We start from the raw sequence: 16,089 nt of genomic DNA, 5'->3' as shown, positions 1-16,089 counted from the left end.
CGACCAACAGTGACGATCACCGGTAGACGGCGCGTTCAGATCTTGTAGATCACGTGTTGACCCCGGCTCTGCGCGGGGCGCGGGCCGTAAGATCGGCCGGGTGAGCCTGCCCGCCGTCCCCCAGGAGGTGGCGCCGCCGGTCGAGCCGGCGCGCGACCCGTACCAGGTCTATCTCGACTCGCTCACCAGCCCCGAGTCGCGCCGCACGATGCGCGGCTGCCTCGACCGGCTGGCCCGGCTGCTCACCGGTGACGAGCGTGCCACGGGCGCGGGTCAGCCGTGGCATCTGCTGCGGTACGAGCACACCGTCCGCATCCGTACGATGCTCACGGACCAGGGCTGGTCGGCGGCCTACGTGAACAAGCACCTCGTGGCGCTGCGGCGGGTGCTGAAGGAGGCGTGGCGGCTCGGCCAGACCAGCGCCGAGGACTTCGCCCGCGCCTCCGACCTGGCCCCGGTGCGCCAGAGCCGCCTGCCCACCGGGCACCACGTGCCGCCCGAGGTGGTGGGGGCGGCCCTGTCGGCCTGCGACGACTCGCCGTCGGGGGTGCGGGACGCGGCGCTGATCGCCGTTCTCTACTCCACCGGCTGCCGCCGCGCCGAGCTCGGGAGCCTGTCGCTGGCCGACTACGACCCGGGCAGCCGGTCACTGCGGGTGCGCGGCAAGCGCGACAAGGAGCGCCTCGTCTATCTCACCACCGACGCGATCGGGCTGGTGGAGCGGTGGCTGGCGATCCGGGGGACCTCACCGGGGGCGCTGTTCAGCCCGATCAGCAAGGCGGGCCGGCTGCGGACGCGTGACGGGCGGCCTGTGGGGCTGACCGGGCAGGGCATCGCCGACATCCTGGCCCGCCGCCTGTCGGAGGCGGGGGCGGCCCGGCGTACCGCGCACGACTTCCGGCGCACGTTCATCGGCGAGCTGCTGGACGCGGGCGTGGACCTGGCCACGGCCCAGGCCCTGGTGGGACACTCCTCCCCTGCCACGACGGCCCGCTACGACCGCCGCCCGGAGAAGACCCGCCGCGACGCGGTCGACCGGCTCCGCCTCCCCTCCCCGCGTCCACTCTCCTGAGGGTTCACACGTCGGCGGGGAGGAGCGAGAAGGCGCGCTCGGCCGCCCGCACCGCCTCGCGCTCCACCTCTTCCAACGGCCGCCCCTCAGCCAGCAGCTCCACGTTGCGCCGGGCCAGCACGCGCTGGGCGGCCAGCACCTGCCCGGCGACCAGATCGGCGGTCAGGTCGTCGGTCGTCTCCGCGAGCGCCTCGGCCAGGGCCCGCTCGTCCAGCGACATGTGCCGGAACAGCCGAGCGACCAGGCTGGGCGTGGAGAACACCATCCGGTTGAAGGCCAGCACCTCCGGATCGTCGTTGAGCCCCGTGACGGGGTCGTGCCTGGCGAGCCCGTCGAGGAAGTGGCGGCGCAGGGCCTCCAGGGGCCGCTCGTGCGGCGCGCGCTGCCGCACGACGCGCGCCGCCTCGCCCTGATGGTCGGCGATCCGGTGCAGCACGAGGTCTTCCTTGGTCGGGAAGTACTTGAACAGCGTCGGCTTCGACACCCCCGCCGCCGCCGCGACCTCCGTCACGGGCACCTCGTCGAAGCCGCGCTCCAGGAAGAGCGCGACGGCCGCCGTCGAGATGGCCTCGTGGACGCGCTGCCGCTGAAGCTCTCGTAGTCCTGTCATGAGCTCACTCTAGCGCAAAAGTGTTAACCTGGTTAAAGTCTTAACCGAGTTAACGCTTTTAGGGAGGCGCGAATGGGCACGCTCGAGGACGAGAAGCAGTACGTCGAACGCTGCACGGCCGGTCTGCGCAGGATGCTCGAAGGCGCGCGCGACAACGTGATCGTCGGCGAGACCGTGGCCGGCGACCGGTACAGCGCCGAGCGCCTGGGACGCCACCTCAAGAGCCTGGCCAAGGAGCTCAGCGAGGAGCCCGAGGGGCCGCCGTTCTTCGGCCGGCTGGACTTCGGCCAGGACTCGGCCGAGCACGGCGGGCGGGCGTACCACATCGGCAGGCGGCACATCACCGGCGAGCACGGCGGGCCGCCCGTGGTGATCGACTGGCGGGCGCCGGTCGCGCGGGCGTTCTACCGGGCCAGCGCGCGCGACCCGCAGGGCGTCGCGGTGCGCCGCCGCTTCGGCTGGTCGGGGACGACGCTGACGAGCTTCGAGGACGAGCGGCTCGAACAGGGCGAGGAAGGCACGTCACGCATCCTGGCCGCCGAGATCGAGCGCCCCCGCGTCGGCCCCATGCGCGACATCGTGGCCACCATCCAGCCCGAGCAGGACGACCTCGTACGCGCCGAACTGGACACCTCGATCTGCGTCCAGGGCGCGCCCGGCACCGGCAAGACGGCGGTCGGGCTGCACCGGGCGGCGTACCTGCTGTACGCGCACCGGCAGCGGCTCGAGCGCTCCGGCGTGCTGGTCCTCGGGCCGAACCGGGCCTTCCTCGGCTACATCTCCGCCGTGCTGCCCGCGCTCGGCGAGATGGAGGTCGAGCAGACGACCTTGGAGCGCCTGCTCGCCACCGTCCCCGTCACCGCCGTGGACAGCGAGGCCGCCGCGATCGTCAAGCACGACGCGCGGATGGCCGAGGTCCTGCGCAAGGCCCTGTACGGGCGGATCGGCAAGCCGGTCGAGCCGGTGGCCGTGCCCGATGGCTCCTACCGGTGGCGGGTGCCGGAGGAAGAGCTGCGCCGCATCGTGGACGACACGCGCCGCGAAGCGCTGCCGTACGGGGTGGGCCGGGAGCGGGTCCAGGCCAGGGTGGTCTCCGCGATCCGCCGCCAGGCCGAGGCCAGGGGGCAGACGGCCGACGCGGCCTGGACCCGCAGGATCGCCCGCGGCGTCACCCCGTTCCTGGACGCCGTCTGGCCCGCCGTCAAGCCGGAGGAGGTCCTGTACGGGGTCCTCCGGGGCGACACGGCCGGCGGCGTGCTGACGGAGGCCGAGTGGGAGGCCGTCACCTGGGCCAGGCCGCCCCGCAGCGTCAAGAGCGCCAAGTGGACGGCGGCCGACCTGGTGCTGCTCGACGAGGTCGCCGGCCTCATCGAGCGCCCGCGCGGCTACGGCCACGTCATCCTCGACGAGGCCCAGGACCTGTCGCCGATGGAGTGCCGGGCCGTGGCCAGGCGCAGCGAGCACGGCTCGCTCACCGTGCTCGGCGACCTGGCCCAGGGCACCACCCCGTGGGCGGCCTCCTCGTGGCCGGAGCGCATGGCGCTGCTGGGCAAGCCGGACGGCCAGGTCATCGCCCTGACCACCGGCTTCCGGGTTCCGGCGGCCGTGGTCGAGCTGGCCAACACGCTGCTGACGGCGCTGGACGTCCAGGTGCCCGCCACCCGCTCGTACCGCTCGGACGGCCGCCTGCGCGTCACCGAGGCGGCCGGGCTGGACAAGGGAGTCGTGGAGGCGGTGCGCGAGGCGCTGGCGTTCGAGGGGTCGGTCGGGGTGATCGCGGCGGACGCCGACATCGAAGCGCTGACGTCCGCGCTCCTGGACGAGGGCCTGGACGTGGACGAGCGCCTGAGCGTGCAGCCCGCCTCGCTGGTCAAGGGCCTGGAGTACGACCACGTGATCGTGGCCGAGCCCGCGGCCATCGCCGAGGCCGAGCGGCGCGGGCTGAACCGCCTGTACGTCGCCCTCACCCGCGCCGTCTCCCGGCTGGACGTCGTGCACGCCCGGCCTCTGCCGCCCCAGCTTTCGCACTCGGCAGAAGCCTCCTGATTTCGGTATATGTCGATTTTCGTTCGGCTCGACAGGACCGGCGCCTTCGGTGTGTGATGTTGTTCACACCTTGAGAGGAGCCGGCCAGTGACCTCTTCGCACGAGCCGCCCCAGGGCGACGACGTACCGCACGCCAGAGAAGACCAGTGGAGCCAGCCGCCGCCCTATCCTCCTCCCCTGCCACCCCAGAGGCAGGCAGCGAGCAGCCAGGTCCTGTCGATCATCGGGTTCGTCTGCGCGGTGGTGGCCGTGCTGTTCATCCCGCTCCTGTTCGGGCTGGCCGGCATCGTGCTCGGCATCGTCGGCCACTCGCGGGGTGAGCCCCTGGGCAAGTGGGCCGCCATCGCCGCCCTGGTCGGGATGATCATCGGGATAGCGCTCGGCATGCTCGTCTGGAGCATGTCGCCCTGACGCCGCCCGTACGGCGGGCACCGGGCCCGCCGTACACCTCAGGTGGCGGCCAGGGCGACCGCGGGAGACAGGCGAGCGGCTCGCATCGCGGGATAGAGCCCCGCCAGGGTGCCGATGAGGAGGGTCGCCCCGATCGCGCCGCCCAGGGCCCAGGGCGGGACGACCGGCGGCCAGCCCCGTGACAGCGCGTACCCCGTGGTCGCGAGCGCGCCCAGCACCGAGCCCGCCACGCCGCCCAGGGCCGACAGCAGCAGCGACTCCGCCAGGAACTGCACGCGCACCTGCCCCCGGGTGGCCCCGAGCGAGCGGCGCAGGCCGATCTCCTTGCGGCGCTCCAGCACGGAGATGACCATGGTGTTGGCCACGCCGACGCCGCCCACCAGCAGCGCCACCGCTCCCAGCCCGAGCAGGAGGTTGGTGAAGGCGCCCGCGGCGGCGGCCTTGGCGGCCAGGGCGTCCGACGGCCTGCTGACCGTGACCTCCTCCGGGTTCTCCGGGTTCACCGTGCGGGCCAGCACCGCACGCACCGCCTCCACCGACTCGTCCGAGGAACGCTCGTAGATGGTGGTGGCGTAGCCGTCGAAGCCCAGGAGCTCCTTGGCGGCGGGGAACCCCACCAGGGCCGAACGCTCGATCTCCGGCGCCAGCGGCATCGGCCCGAGTATCCCGATGACCGTGAACCACCGGCCGCCCATCCACACCTGCACCCCGGTCCTGCTCAGCCCGAGCCGTTCGGCCGCCTTGGCGCCGAGCACGACGGCGGGCTGCCGGGCGGTGGCGTCGTTGAGCCAGGCGCCCCTGGCCACCGCGCCCTCCAGGGTGGCCAGCAGATCGGTGCTGGCCGCCTGTACGGCGATGCCGCCCGTCACGGCGTCGGGAATGTGGTTGTTGCGGCGTACGGTGGCCTCCACGGCGCCGGTGGCCGCGGCCGTACGCACCGGGCGGATGCGCTGGACCATGGCCAGCGCGGTGGTCGGCAGCTTGGCGCCCTCCCCGAACATGGTCTGGCCGGGCGCGACGGTCAGCAGGTTGGTGCCGAGCCGGTCGAGCCGGCGCAGGAGCTGCTCGCGCGAGGAGGACGAGATCCCGATCACGGCGATCATCGTCGCGATGCCGATGGCGATGCCGAGCGCCGAAAGGATCACCCTCGTGGGGCGGGCGCGCAGGCCGGCGGCCCCGACCCGGAGCACGTCCCCGGGGCTCAGCCTGCCCGGCGCCGGCCGGGGTCGCGGGTCGTGCTCGTTCAACGCCGGGCTCCTCTCAAGAGCTCAACGGGGCTCAGGTGATCGTGCTCGTGGCCGTCGACGACGAGGCCGTCGCGCAGGCGTACCTGGCGGCGGCACCAGCCGGCGATCTCGGCGTCGTGGGTGATGACGGCGACGGTGGTGCCGGACTCGTTCAGGTCCGCCAGCACGGCGAGCACGTCGGCGCCGGCGTGGGAGTCCAGGTTGCCGGTCGGCTCGTCGGCCAGCAGTAGCGGCGGGTCGCCCGCCACGGCGCGGGCGACCGCCACCCGCTGCTGCTCGCCGCCGGACAGCTCCGACGGCTTGTGCCCCAGCCGGTGGCCGAGCCCGACCCGTTCCAGCGCCTCGGCGGCGCGCTCGCGGCGGGCGCGGCGGCCTGTGCCGGTGTAGAGGAGGCCGTCCGCCACGTTGTCCAGCGCGCTGACGCCGGGCGACAGGTGGAACTGCTGGAAGACGAACCCCAGGGTGCGCGAGCGCAGCCCCGACAGCCGCCGGTCGGACAGGGTGGCGACGTCGTGGCCGGTGACGAGCACGGTGCCGGTGGTCGGGCGGTCGAGGGTGCCGATCAGGTGGAGCATGGTGGACTTGCCGGATCCCGACGGGCCGACGATGGCCAGCAGGTCGCCGCGGGCGATCGTCAGGTCCACGCCGCGCAGGGCGTGGACGTCGCCGGGGTACGTCTTCGTCACCCCGCGCAGTTCCACGACGGCCTCTTGATCGTTCATTGGGCCGGCACCCCGACCTTCATGCCCTCGGCCAGTCCCTTGCCCTTGATCTCGACGAGGCCGCCTCCGAACGCCCCCGTCTCCACCGTGACGATCCGGCTGCTCCCGCCCTCCACCACCTCGACCCCGAACCCGCCCTCGCGCAGCGCCAGCAGCGCCTCGACCGGGACGGCCAGCACGTTCGCGTGCCGGGCGCTGGCCATCTCCACCTCGACCGGCGCCTGGTCCAGCTTCGTCCTGGGCGGCTTGGCCAGCGTGATGTCCACGTCGACGGTGGTGCCCGCGTCCTGCTCCTGCCCGGACGACTCCGCGACCGTCCCGACCGAGGTGACCCGGCCGGTGACCCGCTCGCCGCCGGGCAGCGTCACCGTGACCCCGGCGCCCTTCCTGGCCAGCGTCTGGTCGCCCGTGTCCAGGTCCACGTGGACCAGGCGGCGGATGCCGCTCACCGTGAGCGCCTGCCCGCCAGGCGCGGTCCTGGCGCCGACGGCGGTCCTGACCTCGGTCACGCGTACGGCGGCGGGCTGGAAGGCGACCTGGGCCGCGTCCACCCGCCCGGTCTCCTCCAGCCCCCTGTCGTCCTGCCAGTCCTTGACCGCCTGCTCGGTGGCGTAGCTGAAGTGGTCGTCCACGGTCAGGTAGTCGCCGTACCCGAGGGCCTTGAGATTGCGCTCGAGCTGCTCCACGTCCGGCCCGTCGGACACGCCCTGCTGCAGCGTCCGGTACATCGGCAGCTTGCCGTACATCAGCACCAGCGGCCTGCGGTCCACCTTGATCAGCGGCCGGCCGCGGCGGATCACGGCGCCCTGGGCGGCGACCCAGGTCACCGTCCCGGAGGCGCCCGAGGCGATCTGGCGTTCACCGGCATAGGTGAGCGCGCCGTCGACGGTCTTGGTCTCCACCAGGTCCTGCCTGGTGATCTCCGCGGTGGCGGGCACGGGGGGCTTCGTGGGCGTGGCGGCGCCGGGGCCGCCGTCGTTCAGCACGGCCACCGCGGTCCACGTCGCGGCGACGGCCAGTGCGGTGCCGCCACCCAGCAGCAGTCCCTTCCTCACGGGTGCTTCACCTTGCCGCCGTCGGGCGCGTACTGCTCGCAGGCCTTGTGCGCGGCCTCGATCTTCTCCTCCGAGCCCTTCCTGATCTCGAACCGCATCCCCTCGCCCGGCTTGGGGTCGGGCATGTCGATGCCGTGCTGGCGCATGCACTGCGCGAACTTGACCATCTGGTCGTAGTCCTGTGCGCTCGGCGTGCGATCGCGGACGACCGCGTCCAGAATGGGCTGGCACGCCTTCTGGGCCTTGTCCATCTTGTCGCGGCCCATGCTCTTGTCGCCCTCCACCCGGATATTGCCGTTCTGCGGGTCGGGCACGTTGACGCCGTGCTCGCGCATGCACCGCGCGAACCTCAACCCCGCCTCCTGCGGGTCCAGCGAGGCCGACGGGGAGGCTGACGGGGAGGCGGCCGAGGTGCCGCCGCCCGCGCTGGCCACGCCGTCCTCCTTGGGCGCCGTGCCGCCGCACGCGGCCAGCGCCAGCGCGAGAGGGACGGCGACCGGCAACAGCCGTACGTTCATGGCATTCGCTCCTCCGCGCCCCGGGTCCTTCGCCCGAGGCGCGGCCCAACTCCAGCCCACCGGGTGCTAGAACCGGATAAGCCCCCGCGCTTATCCGGCCCTAACACCTGATCCGTCACGCTCTGGTGTCAGAGGAAAGGGGCCGGCTGATGCGGGTTCTGGTCGTCGAGGACGAGGAACGGCTGGCGGACGCGGTCGCGCACGGGCTCAGGCTGCACGCGATCGCCGTCGACGTGGCCTACGACGGGCAGGACGCCCTGGACATGGCCGCGTACGTGGCCTACGACGTGGTGGTGCTCGACCGGGACCTGCCGGAGGTGCACGGCGACGACGTGTGCCGGCGGCTGCGCGAGGGCGGCGGGGGCGGCCGGGTGCTCATGCTGACCGCGGCCGGCCAGATCCGCGACAAGGTGGACGGGCTGGCCGTCGGGGCGGACGACTACCTGGTCAAGCCGTTCGCGTTCGCCGAACTGGTGGCCCGGGTCAGGGCGCTGGCCCGCAGGTCTCCCCGCTCCGCGGTCCCGCCGCTCGAACGCGGCGGCATCGCGCTCGACCCGGCGCGCCGCACGGTCACCAGGGACGGGCGTCCCGTGTCGCTGAACCGCAAGGAGTTCGACGTGCTGCGGGTGCTGCTCGGCGCGGACGGCGAGCTCGTCACCTCGGGTGAGCTGCGCAGGAGCGTCTGGGACGAGTACGCCGACCCCGGCACGGGCGCCCTGCGGGTCACGATCACGTCGTTACGCAAGAAGCTCGGCGTGCCGTCCGCCATCCAGAACGTGCCCGGCAAGGGCTACCGGCTTTGACCCCCGGGACCTGGCGGCTGTGGTGGAGCAGCAGGAGGCTCCGGCTGCGGCTCACGCTGCTGTACGGCGGCCTGTTCTTCGTGGCCGGGTCGATCCTGCTCTGGGTCACCTACCTCATCACCGGGCAGGCGCTGGAGCGGCAGTTCGTCGTCGGCGGCTCCGCGATCAAGAACCCGCCTCCCGGCGTGGTCGTGCAGCGCCCGATGTTCGCGGAGGGTGTCTTCCAGGGCGACATCATGTACCGGGCCGAGAACGTGCTCAGCGACATGGTGCGCTGGTCCACGCTCGCGATGATCGCGGTCGGCGTCGTCGCGCTCGTGCTCGGGTACGTGGTGGCCGACCGGGCACTGCGCCCGCTGGACCGGGTGACGGAGACCGCGCAGCGGCTGTCGGAGAGCACGTTGCACGAGCGGATCGGGCTGAGCGGCCCGCCCGACGAGGTCAGGCGCCTGGCCGACACGTTCGACGCGATGCTGGACCGGCTGCACCGGGTGTTCGACGCGCAGCGGCGCTTCATCGCCAACGCCTCCCACGAGCTGCGCACGCCGCTGGCGATCAACCGCACGGTGCTGGAGGTGTCGCTGGAGGAGCCGGCCGCGTCGGAGGACCTCAAGGCGCTGGCCAGGGCGCTGCTGGGGACCAACGCGCGTTACGAGCGCCTCATCGAGGGCCTGCTGCTGCTCGCGCAGTCGGAGCAGGAGCTCACCGTGCGCAAGTGGGTGGACCTGGAGCAGGTCGTACGCACCGTGCTGGAGCAGATCGACCTGCAGTCGCGCAAGCGCCCCGTCACCCTGCACCAGGACCTGCGCCCGGTGCTGGTCGAGGGGGATCCGCTGTTCCTGGAGCGGTGCGTGGTCAACCTGCTGGAGAACGCGATCAAGTACAACGTGCGCGACGGCGAGGTCTGGCTGGCGCTCGGGCAGGAGGAGGGGGACGCTCTCATCACGGTGCGCAACACCGGGCCGCTGGTGCCGCCGTACGAGGTGGACGACCTGTTCGAGCCGTTCAGCCGGAGCCAGGGCGACCGGGTGCGCTCCTTCAAGGGCGCGGGGCTGGGGCTGTCGATCGTGCGGGCCATCGTGCGCGCGCACGGCGGCCGGGTGGGCGCCGTCGCGCGGCCCGAGGGCGGGCTGAGCGTCACGGTACGGCTGCCGCAGGGGGCACCGTGCGATCCTTGAGGTGTGCTGTCCCCCATCGACGAGCTGCGCGAGCAGATCACCTCCCGCCTGGCCGCCTTCGACCGCCGCGAGGTCCCGCCGACCGGTGGGGTGCGCAGGGCCGCCGTCACCGTGTGCGTGCTGGAGGACGCCGAGCGCGCCCCGTACACGGTCCTGATCAAGCGGGCCGCACGCGGCCGCAATCCCGGGCAGTGGGCGCTGCCCGGCGGGCGGCTCGACGACGGGGAGCGGCCGGTGGACGCGGCGCTGCGCGAGCTCGATGAGGAGACGGGCCTCGCCGGGGTGGAGGTGGCCGGGCTGCTCGACGACTTCGTCACCGACTCGGGGTTCGTGATCACGCCGGTGGTGGCGTTCGGCGGCACTCAGGAGCCGGTGGCGGACCTCCGCGAGGTGGCCTCGGTGCACGCCGTGCCGCTGGAGTGGTTCCTGCGGCCCGGGGTGCCCCGCTGGCACGGGGAGCTGCTGCAGATGCCGCTGGGGCCCTCCATCGTCGTCCACGCGCCGACGGGGGCAATTTTGTGGCAATTTGCCGAGGTGGCGCTGCGTGGCCGCGAGCAGCGGGTCTTCGACGTGGCGCAGCCTCATTGGACGAGAACCTGACCGATTCTTGGGGCCCGATGGAATAGCGATGGCCGGATGTCCGTTAGCATCGAATGGCCGATGTGGTCTGTGTCCCCCGGGCCGCAAATTACCGCCTTCACGGAATACCGTTCGGCTGGAGCCGTGTTGTGCACCTCGCCGAGGAGGCGACCGCCACATCGGCCTAAAAGCTTTTCCCAGGCGTCCCGCCCCTCGGGCGGGACGCCTGCTTTATGGTGGGGTGGCTGACCGCCCGATGATCAGGAGAGCTCGTTGCTGTACGAAGTGGTCAAGTTCGCCGCCGCGCCGCTCGCCCAGGCGATGTGCCGGCCGCACATCTCCGGGGCTGCGCACGTGCCCAGGAGCGGTCCGGCGATCCTGGCCGCCAACCACCTGTCGGTGCTCGACTCGTTCCTGCTGCCGGCGCTGCTGCCGCGGCACGTGACGTTCACCGCCAAGAACGAGTACTTCGACGGCAACCCTGTCTCCGGGTTCTTCATGCGGCTGGGCGGCAGCCTACCGATCGACCGGGAGAGCGCGCACGCCGCGCAGGCCATGCTCGACGCCGCCGCCGAACTGCTGGAGCGGGGCGAGCTGTTCGGCATCCACCCGGAGGGCACCCGCTCCCCCGACGGCCGCCTCTACCGCGGCAAGGTCGGAGTGGCCTGGCTGGCGCTCAAGACGGGCGCGCCGGTGCTACCGGTGGCGCTCACCGGCACCGAGAAGGTGCTGCCCGTCGGCTCCAAGGTGCCGAGGCCCGCGCGGATCGGCATCACCATCGGGGCGCCCTTGCGGTTCGAGGGCGACCACACCAAGGCACGCGACCGGCGGCAGGTGACCGACGAGATCATGGCGGCCATCCAGAAACTGTCCGGCCAGGAGTACGTGCCGGCCTACGCCGCCAGCGTCAAAGCGGCCAACGGCCAGTCCTAGTGTCGTCGAGGAACAGGGGGATGTAGTGGCGCGGGGTCGTACCATCGCGATCGTGTCCGGCGCAGTCGTGCTCGCGGTGGGGGCCGCGGCCGGTGGCGCATACTACGTGCTGCACACGAGGGGCACGCCCGCCGAGACGGCGCAGCGCTTCGCCGCCGCGTGGCAGGCGGGCGACAAGGCCGCCATGACGGCCCTGCTGGCCAAGCCGCAGCAGCTCAGCGTGTACGACCAGCAACGCACCGCGCTCGCGGTCGAGTCCGCCGCGATCCAGCTCGGCAAGATCACCGAGACCGACGACCGGGCCCGCGCCCCGTACACCGCGACCCTGACGCTCAAGAACATCGGCACGTGGTCCTACCAGGGCCAGATCGACCTCATGGTCGCCGACCGGGCCTGGAAGGTCGACTGGAAGCCCTCGACGCTGCACCCGTCCATGACCGACGGCGCCGCCTTCGCGCTCAAGACGCGCTGGCCCGGCCGGGCCGAGATCACCGACGCCGACGGAGGCCGGATCGACACGGGCACGGTCGGCGGATCGGTGCAGCAGCTGGTCGGTTTTCTCGACAAGGCCACCAAGAAGGACGTGGCCAAGCTCGGTTCCTCCTACAAGGTCGGCCAGGCCGTCGGGCGCGGCGGGCTGCAGGAGACCTTCCAGGAGCAGCTGGCGGGCACGCCGGCCACGGAGATCCAGCTCGGCGGCAAGACGCTGCAGACCATCGACGGCTCCGACGGCAAGCCCGTCCAGACCTCGCTCGACCCGCACGCGCAGGCCGCGGCGGTGGCCGCGGTCAAGGACATGAAGAAGCCCACCTCGATGGTGGCGATCAAGCCCTCCACGGGCGAGATCCTGGCCGTGGTCAACAACCAGGGCGGCTTCAACCGGGCGCTGGACGGCCGCTACCCGCCCGGCTCGACGTTCAAGGCGGTCACGGCGATCGGGCTGCTCGCGGCCGGGATGTCGCCGCAGGACATGGTGACGTGCCCGATGTACTCGACCATCGGCGGGCTGAAGATCCGCAACTCCGACAAGGAGGCGTTCGGGTCGCTGTCGTTCCTCGACTCGTTCGCGCACTCGTGCAACACCACGTTCGCGCCGCTGGCCCAGCAGAAGCTGGGCGCCGCCAAGCTGCTCGAAGCGGCCGAGGACGTGGGCTTCAACCAGCCGCTGAACATCGGGGTGCCGGCCACCAAGGCCAGCTTCCCCAAGGCCCAGTCCGACGCCGAGCTGGCCTCGGAGGCGTTCGGGCAGGGCCGGATCACGGCCAGCCCGCTGACGATGGCCTCGGTGGCCGCCGCCATCGCCGACGGCACCTGGCGTCCGCCGACGCTCGTGCCCTCGCTGAAGCAGAAGGCCGAAGAGCACGCTCTCCCCGACGGGGTCAAGGAGAAGCTGCACGAGATGATGGCGGCCGTGGTGTCCAAGGGCACGGCCAAGGCGGCGGGGCTGCCCGCCGGGACGCACGGCAAGACCGGCACGGCCGAGTACGGCACCGGCGACGACCTGAACACCCACGCGTGGTTCATGGGGTTCAAGGGCGATGTGGCGTTCGCGGTGGTCGTGGAGGGCGGCGGCGCGGGCGGCAAGGTCGCGGCGCCGGTGGCGGCGACCTTCCTCAAGGGCCTGTGACGTACTCCTGCTCAGGTCCATCGGGCCTCCTGAACTGGGATGGGCCGTGCGGGGTCGGCCGACCGGCGTGAGGTGAGCCCGCGCCGGTCCTGGGCAGGGGCCGGTCGTGGGGGGAATCGGTGCCGAGGAGTACGCGGCGCGGCAGGAGGCGATGAGGCGGCTGGCCGCGCGCGAGGGGTTCCACGGGGTCGTGGCCTGGTCCAGGGGCGGATCCGCGCAGGACCGCTACGCCGACGTCCACCACCTCACGGGCTTCTACCAGCACCGGCCCTTCGTCCCCGACGTTCCCGGCCACTGGCGGGCGCGCGGCCACGCGGCCGTCGTGCTGCCCGTGGACGCTCCCCCGATGCCGTCGAACGGCCATGCGGCGCGTACCGGGGCCTACGGCGAGGGCCACCCGGCGCGTACCTGGGCCTTCGGCGAGGGCCACGCTCGCGTCCCGGCCATGCTGATCACCGACGCGGGCGCCCTCCAGGAGCCGCGGCCGATGGCGCAGGTGCGGGTCGCCGCCGACCTCGTGGACGCGCTCGCCGAGCAGATCAGGGCCTGGATCCGGCCCGGCAGGGTCGCGTTGATCGGCTGCGAGTCGATGGCCGCCTCCTGGTGGTGCCGCCTGCGCTCGGTGCTGCCCGGGCACGAGCTGGTGTGCGCCGACGAGCTGGCCTGGGAGGCGCGCCGGATCAAGAGCCCGGCCGAGCTGGACCTGCTGCGCGCCTCCGGGGCGCTGGGCGTGCGCGCGATGGCCGCCGCCCGGGACGCCGCCGAGCCGGGCGCCACCGAGGCCGACGTGGCGGCGGCCGCCGTCGCCGAGATCGTCCGGGCGGGCGGCGCCTACTACGGCATGGGCATCTCCTCGGGCACCGAGTCCCACACGTTCGCCGCCTCCGGCCCGGCGCCCTACTCCGCCGACCGGCGGCTCGCGGCCGGCGACCTGCTCAGGATCGACCTGTACGGCTCGGTACACGGCTACCTGTTCGAGCTGGCCCGTACCTGGGTCGTCGGCGAGGAGCCGACCACGGAGCAGCGGCGGCTGCTCGACGCGGTGCGTGACAGCGTCCTGGCGGGGATCGACCTGCTGCGGCCCGGCCGGCCCTTCGGCGAGGTGGCGCGCCGGTGCCAGGAGGTGTTCGAACGGTCGGCCTTCGCGGCCCATCACGGGCTGCCCGAGGCGGAGATGCACGGGGTGTGGGGGCACGGGCTGGGGCTGTCGTTCGAGCCGCCGTGGATCATCGAGGACGGGCCGCACGCGGGCGAACGGGCGGAAGCCGGGATGTGCCTGGCCCTGGAGCGACGGCTCGCGGTGCATTCCATCGGGGGCGCGGGCTACGAGGATGACGTCATCGTGGGCGACGACGGTCCGGAGCTCACCACCGCCTGAGCGGCCTTCCAGCTCTCGACCTTTTGTCGCCAATTTCCGTATAACTGCTGGAATATTGCGCAGGCATCTCAAGATCTGCCACGATGCCCGCAAGCGGTCCGCTGTCAGGTCGCGATGACATGTCCCCGTGACCGAAAGAGAGTTCGCATGGCCGTCTCCCGCCGCAGGTTCATGACTTCCGTGGCGGCGGGGTCCGCCCTCGCCGCCGTGTCGTCGTCCCAGCTGATGTCCGCGCTGACGAGCGCGGCCGATGCCGCGAGCCCCGCCGGGGACGTCGTCGGGAAGATCACCGTGGGCTATCAGGGCTGGTTCGCCTGCAAGGGCGACGGCGCTCCCATCAACGGCTGGTGGCACTGGAGCGCCGACATGGCGAACCCGCCCTCTCCGCGCAACACCACCATCACGGCCTGGCCCGACATGCGGGAATTCACCACCGGGTACCCGACGGCCTACGCCGGCCTCGGCAACGGGCAGCCGGCCACGCTGTTCTCCTCCTACGACCAGCAGGTCGTCGACACGCATTTCCGCTGGATGCGGGAGAACGACATCGACACCGCCGCCCTGCAGCGCTTCAACCCCAACGGCGGCGAGGGCCCGACCCGCGACGCGATGGCCGCCAAGGTGCGAAGCGCCGCCGAGACGAACGGCCGCAAGTTCTACATCATGTACGACGTCTCCGGCTGGACGAACTTCGCCCCTGAGATCAAGACCGACTGGACCGCCAAGATGTCCGCTCTGACGGCCTCACCGATGTACGCCCGGCAGAACGGCAGGCCGGTGGTGGGCATCTGGGGCTTCGGGTTCAACGAGCCCAAGCACCCGTCGGACCCGGCGGCCTGCCTCGACGTCGTCAACTGGTTCAAGGCCCAGGGCTGCTACGTGATGGGCGGCGTGCCGACGTACTGGCGTCAGGGGATCAACGACTGCCGGCCCGGCTTCATCGAGGTCTTCAACGCTCTCGACATGCTCTCGCCCTGGATGGTCGGGCGCATCGGCAACGTCGCCGACTCCGACCGTTTCGCCACCGACATCAACCTCCCCGACCAGGCGTACTGCGACTCGCACGGCATCGACTACCAGCCCTGTGTGCTGCCCGGCGACGTCAGGAGCCGCCAGCGCGCGCACGGCGACTTCATGTGGCGCCAGTTCTACAACATGGTCCGGCTGGGCGCCCAGGGCATCTACATCTCGATGTTCGACGAGTTCAACGAGGGGAACCAGATCGCCAAGACGGCGGAGACCCTGGCGGCGGTCCCCACCGACTCGGGGATGCTGGCGCTGGACGAGGACGGCACGGCGTGCTCCTCCGACTACTATCTCCGGCTCACCGGCGACGGCGGCCGGATGCTCAAGGGACAGATCGCGCTCACGGCCACCCGGCCGACCCCTCCCATGCCGGGCACAGGCGGAGGGATCGCCCTGCGCTCCCGGGCCAACGGCCGCTACGTGACGGCCGCCGACGGCTCCGCGCTGGTCGCGGACGCGACGTCGGCCGGCGCCGGGCAGCGGTTCGAGCGCGTCGACCTCGGCCAGGGCAACGTCGCCCTGAAGGCGGATGTCAACGCCATGTACGTGTGCGCCGAGTCGGCAGGCGCGCAGCCGCTCATCGCCAACCGCACCGCGATCGGGCCGTGGGAGACCTTCCAGCTGGTCACCAACCCCAACGGCTCGATCAGCTTGAAAGCGCAGGCCAATGGCCAGTACGTGTGCGCCGAGTCGGCAGGAGCCCAGCCGCTCATCGCCAACCGCGCCGCGATCGGCCCCTGGGAGCAGTTCGACCTGGTCACCGGCTGAGCGGGGACGGCGTCCTCACGGAATCGGCTGGAGACGACAGCGGATGGCCTTGCGACTCTCTGACTCTCATGAGCGGGTGATCTTGCAGCCCTCTGACTTTCTCACGTTGCGGACCT

15 protein-coding genes are annotated in these 16,089 nt (G+C 72.2%); 10 read left to right on the top strand and 5 right to left on the bottom strand.

Annotated elements, in window-relative coordinates; genetic code table 11:
- Window positions 1–100 precede the first annotated feature (100 nt).
- On the top strand, window positions 101–1,072 hold the full coding sequence (locus AB0J64_RS24995; RefSeq protein ID WP_364031124.1) for a tyrosine-type recombinase/integrase: 972 nt from the start codon (window positions 101–103) through the stop codon (window positions 1,070–1,072).
- Between the two features lie 4 nt (window positions 1,073–1,076).
- Here AB0J64_RS24995 and AB0J64_RS24990 read toward each other — a convergent pair whose 3' ends face one another.
- Window positions 1,077–1,682, bottom strand: a complete 606-nt coding sequence (locus AB0J64_RS24990) for a TetR family transcriptional regulator (protein ID WP_364031121.1) — start codon at window positions 1,680–1,682, stop codon at window positions 1,077–1,079.
- Between the two features lie 72 nt (window positions 1,683–1,754).
- Between AB0J64_RS24990 and AB0J64_RS24985 the strand changes: the two genes are divergently transcribed.
- Both AB0J64_RS24985 and AB0J64_RS24980 read left to right on the top strand, forming a co-directional pair.
- Entirely contained in the window at window positions 1,755–3,728 is a 1,974-nt protein-coding gene (locus AB0J64_RS24985) for an ATP-binding domain-containing protein (protein ID WP_364031118.1), read from the top strand.
- A gap of 87 nt (window positions 3,729–3,815) precedes the next feature.
- The gene (locus AB0J64_RS24980) at window positions 3,816–4,139 is read left to right on the top strand and encodes a DUF4190 domain-containing protein (protein WP_364031115.1); all 324 of its coding nucleotides are present in this window, start codon (window positions 3,816–3,818) and stop codon (window positions 4,137–4,139) included.
- A 38-nt stretch (window positions 4,140–4,177) separates the two neighbouring features.
- Here the strand turns inward: AB0J64_RS24980 and AB0J64_RS24975 are convergent, their stop codons facing one another.
- The 4 genes from AB0J64_RS24975 to AB0J64_RS24960 are packed head-to-tail and all read right to left on the bottom strand — an operon-like array spanning window position 4,178 to window position 7,681.
- Entirely contained in the window at window positions 4,178–5,386 is a 1,209-nt protein-coding gene (locus AB0J64_RS24975) for an ABC transporter permease (protein ID WP_364031112.1), read from the bottom strand.
- Window positions 5,383–6,108, bottom strand: a complete 726-nt coding sequence (locus AB0J64_RS24970) for an ABC transporter ATP-binding protein (protein ID WP_364031110.1) — start codon at window positions 6,106–6,108, stop codon at window positions 5,383–5,385. Before AB0J64_RS24970 ends, AB0J64_RS24975 begins: the two co-directional genes overlap by 4 nt.
- Entirely contained in the window at window positions 6,105–7,163 is a 1,059-nt protein-coding gene (locus tag AB0J64_RS24965) for a peptidoglycan-binding protein (RefSeq protein ID WP_364031107.1), read from the bottom strand. The genes AB0J64_RS24970 and AB0J64_RS24965 overlap by 4 nt, the downstream gene beginning before the upstream one ends.
- Window positions 7,160–7,681, bottom strand: coding sequence for a hypothetical protein (locus AB0J64_RS24960; protein ID WP_364031104.1), 522 nt, complete (start codon window positions 7,679–7,681; stop codon window positions 7,160–7,162). The genes AB0J64_RS24965 and AB0J64_RS24960 overlap by 4 nt, the downstream gene beginning before the upstream one ends.
- Window positions 7,682–7,830: 149 nt before the next feature.
- On the opposite strand from AB0J64_RS24960, the gene AB0J64_RS24955 reads away from it, so the two are divergent.
- From AB0J64_RS24955 to AB0J64_RS24925, 7 genes are all read left to right on the top strand, one after another.
- Entirely contained in the window at window positions 7,831–8,484 is a 654-nt protein-coding gene (locus tag AB0J64_RS24955; protein ID WP_364031101.1) for a response regulator transcription factor, read from the top strand.
- On the top strand, window positions 8,481–9,662 hold the full coding sequence (locus AB0J64_RS24950) for a HAMP domain-containing sensor histidine kinase (protein WP_364031098.1): 1,182 nt from the start codon (window positions 8,481–8,483) through the stop codon (window positions 9,660–9,662). The genes AB0J64_RS24955 and AB0J64_RS24950 overlap by 4 nt, the downstream gene beginning before the upstream one ends.
- A 3-nt stretch (window positions 9,663–9,665) precedes the next feature.
- Complete coding sequence (locus AB0J64_RS24945; RefSeq protein ID WP_344995913.1) at window positions 9,666–10,262, top strand: CoA pyrophosphatase; 597 nt, start codon at window positions 9,666–9,668, stop codon at window positions 10,260–10,262.
- Between the two features lie 252 nt (window positions 10,263–10,514).
- A complete protein-coding gene (locus tag AB0J64_RS24940) occupies window positions 10,515–11,174 on the top strand; it encodes a lysophospholipid acyltransferase family protein (RefSeq protein WP_364031095.1) in 660 nt (219 codons plus the stop codon).
- A 52-nt stretch (window positions 11,175–11,226) separates the two neighbouring features.
- On the top strand, window positions 11,227–12,801 hold the full coding sequence (locus AB0J64_RS24935) for a penicillin-binding transpeptidase domain-containing protein (protein ID WP_364031092.1): 1,575 nt from the start codon (window positions 11,227–11,229) through the stop codon (window positions 12,799–12,801).
- Between the two features lie 106 nt (window positions 12,802–12,907).
- Window positions 12,908–14,179: a M24 family metallopeptidase gene (locus tag AB0J64_RS24930; RefSeq protein ID WP_364031089.1), complete on the top strand. Its 1,272-nt coding sequence runs from the start codon at window positions 12,908–12,910 to the stop codon at window positions 14,177–14,179.
- Window positions 14,180–14,326: 147 nt separating this feature from the next.
- Window positions 14,327–15,973, top strand: a complete 1,647-nt coding sequence (locus tag AB0J64_RS24925) for a hypothetical protein (RefSeq protein WP_364031086.1) — start codon at window positions 14,327–14,329, stop codon at window positions 15,971–15,973.
- Window positions 15,974–16,089: the final 116 nt, after the last annotated feature.

Source organism: Nonomuraea sp. NPDC049695 (assembly GCF_040674955.1).
GTDB classification, from domain to species: Bacteria; Actinomycetota; Actinomycetes; order Streptosporangiales; family Streptosporangiaceae; genus Nonomuraea; species Nonomuraea helvata.
Note: the sequence above shows the minus strand (reverse complement) of the source record. Positions and strands in the feature narration are given on the sequence as shown.

Coding starts and splice junctions, on each gene's coding strand:
- AB0J64_RS24960 (WP_364031104.1), bottom strand. CDS start 7,681: ATGAACGTACGGCTGTTGCCGGTCGCCGTCCCTCTCGCGCTGGCGCTG.
- AB0J64_RS24985 (WP_364031118.1), top strand. CDS start 1,755: ATGGGCACGCTCGAGGACGAGAAGCAGTACGTCGAACGCTGCACGGCC.
- AB0J64_RS24990 (WP_364031121.1), bottom strand. CDS start 1,682: ATGACAGGACTACGAGAGCTTCAGCGGCAGCGCGTCCACGAGGCCATC.
- AB0J64_RS24970 (WP_364031110.1), bottom strand. CDS start 6,108: ATGAACGATCAAGAGGCCGTCGTGGAACTGCGCGGGGTGACGAAGACG.
- AB0J64_RS24925 (WP_364031086.1), top strand. CDS start 14,327: ATGGCCGTCTCCCGCCGCAGGTTCATGACTTCCGTGGCGGCGGGGTCC.
- AB0J64_RS24955 (WP_364031101.1), top strand. CDS start 7,831: ATGCGGGTTCTGGTCGTCGAGGACGAGGAACGGCTGGCGGACGCGGTC.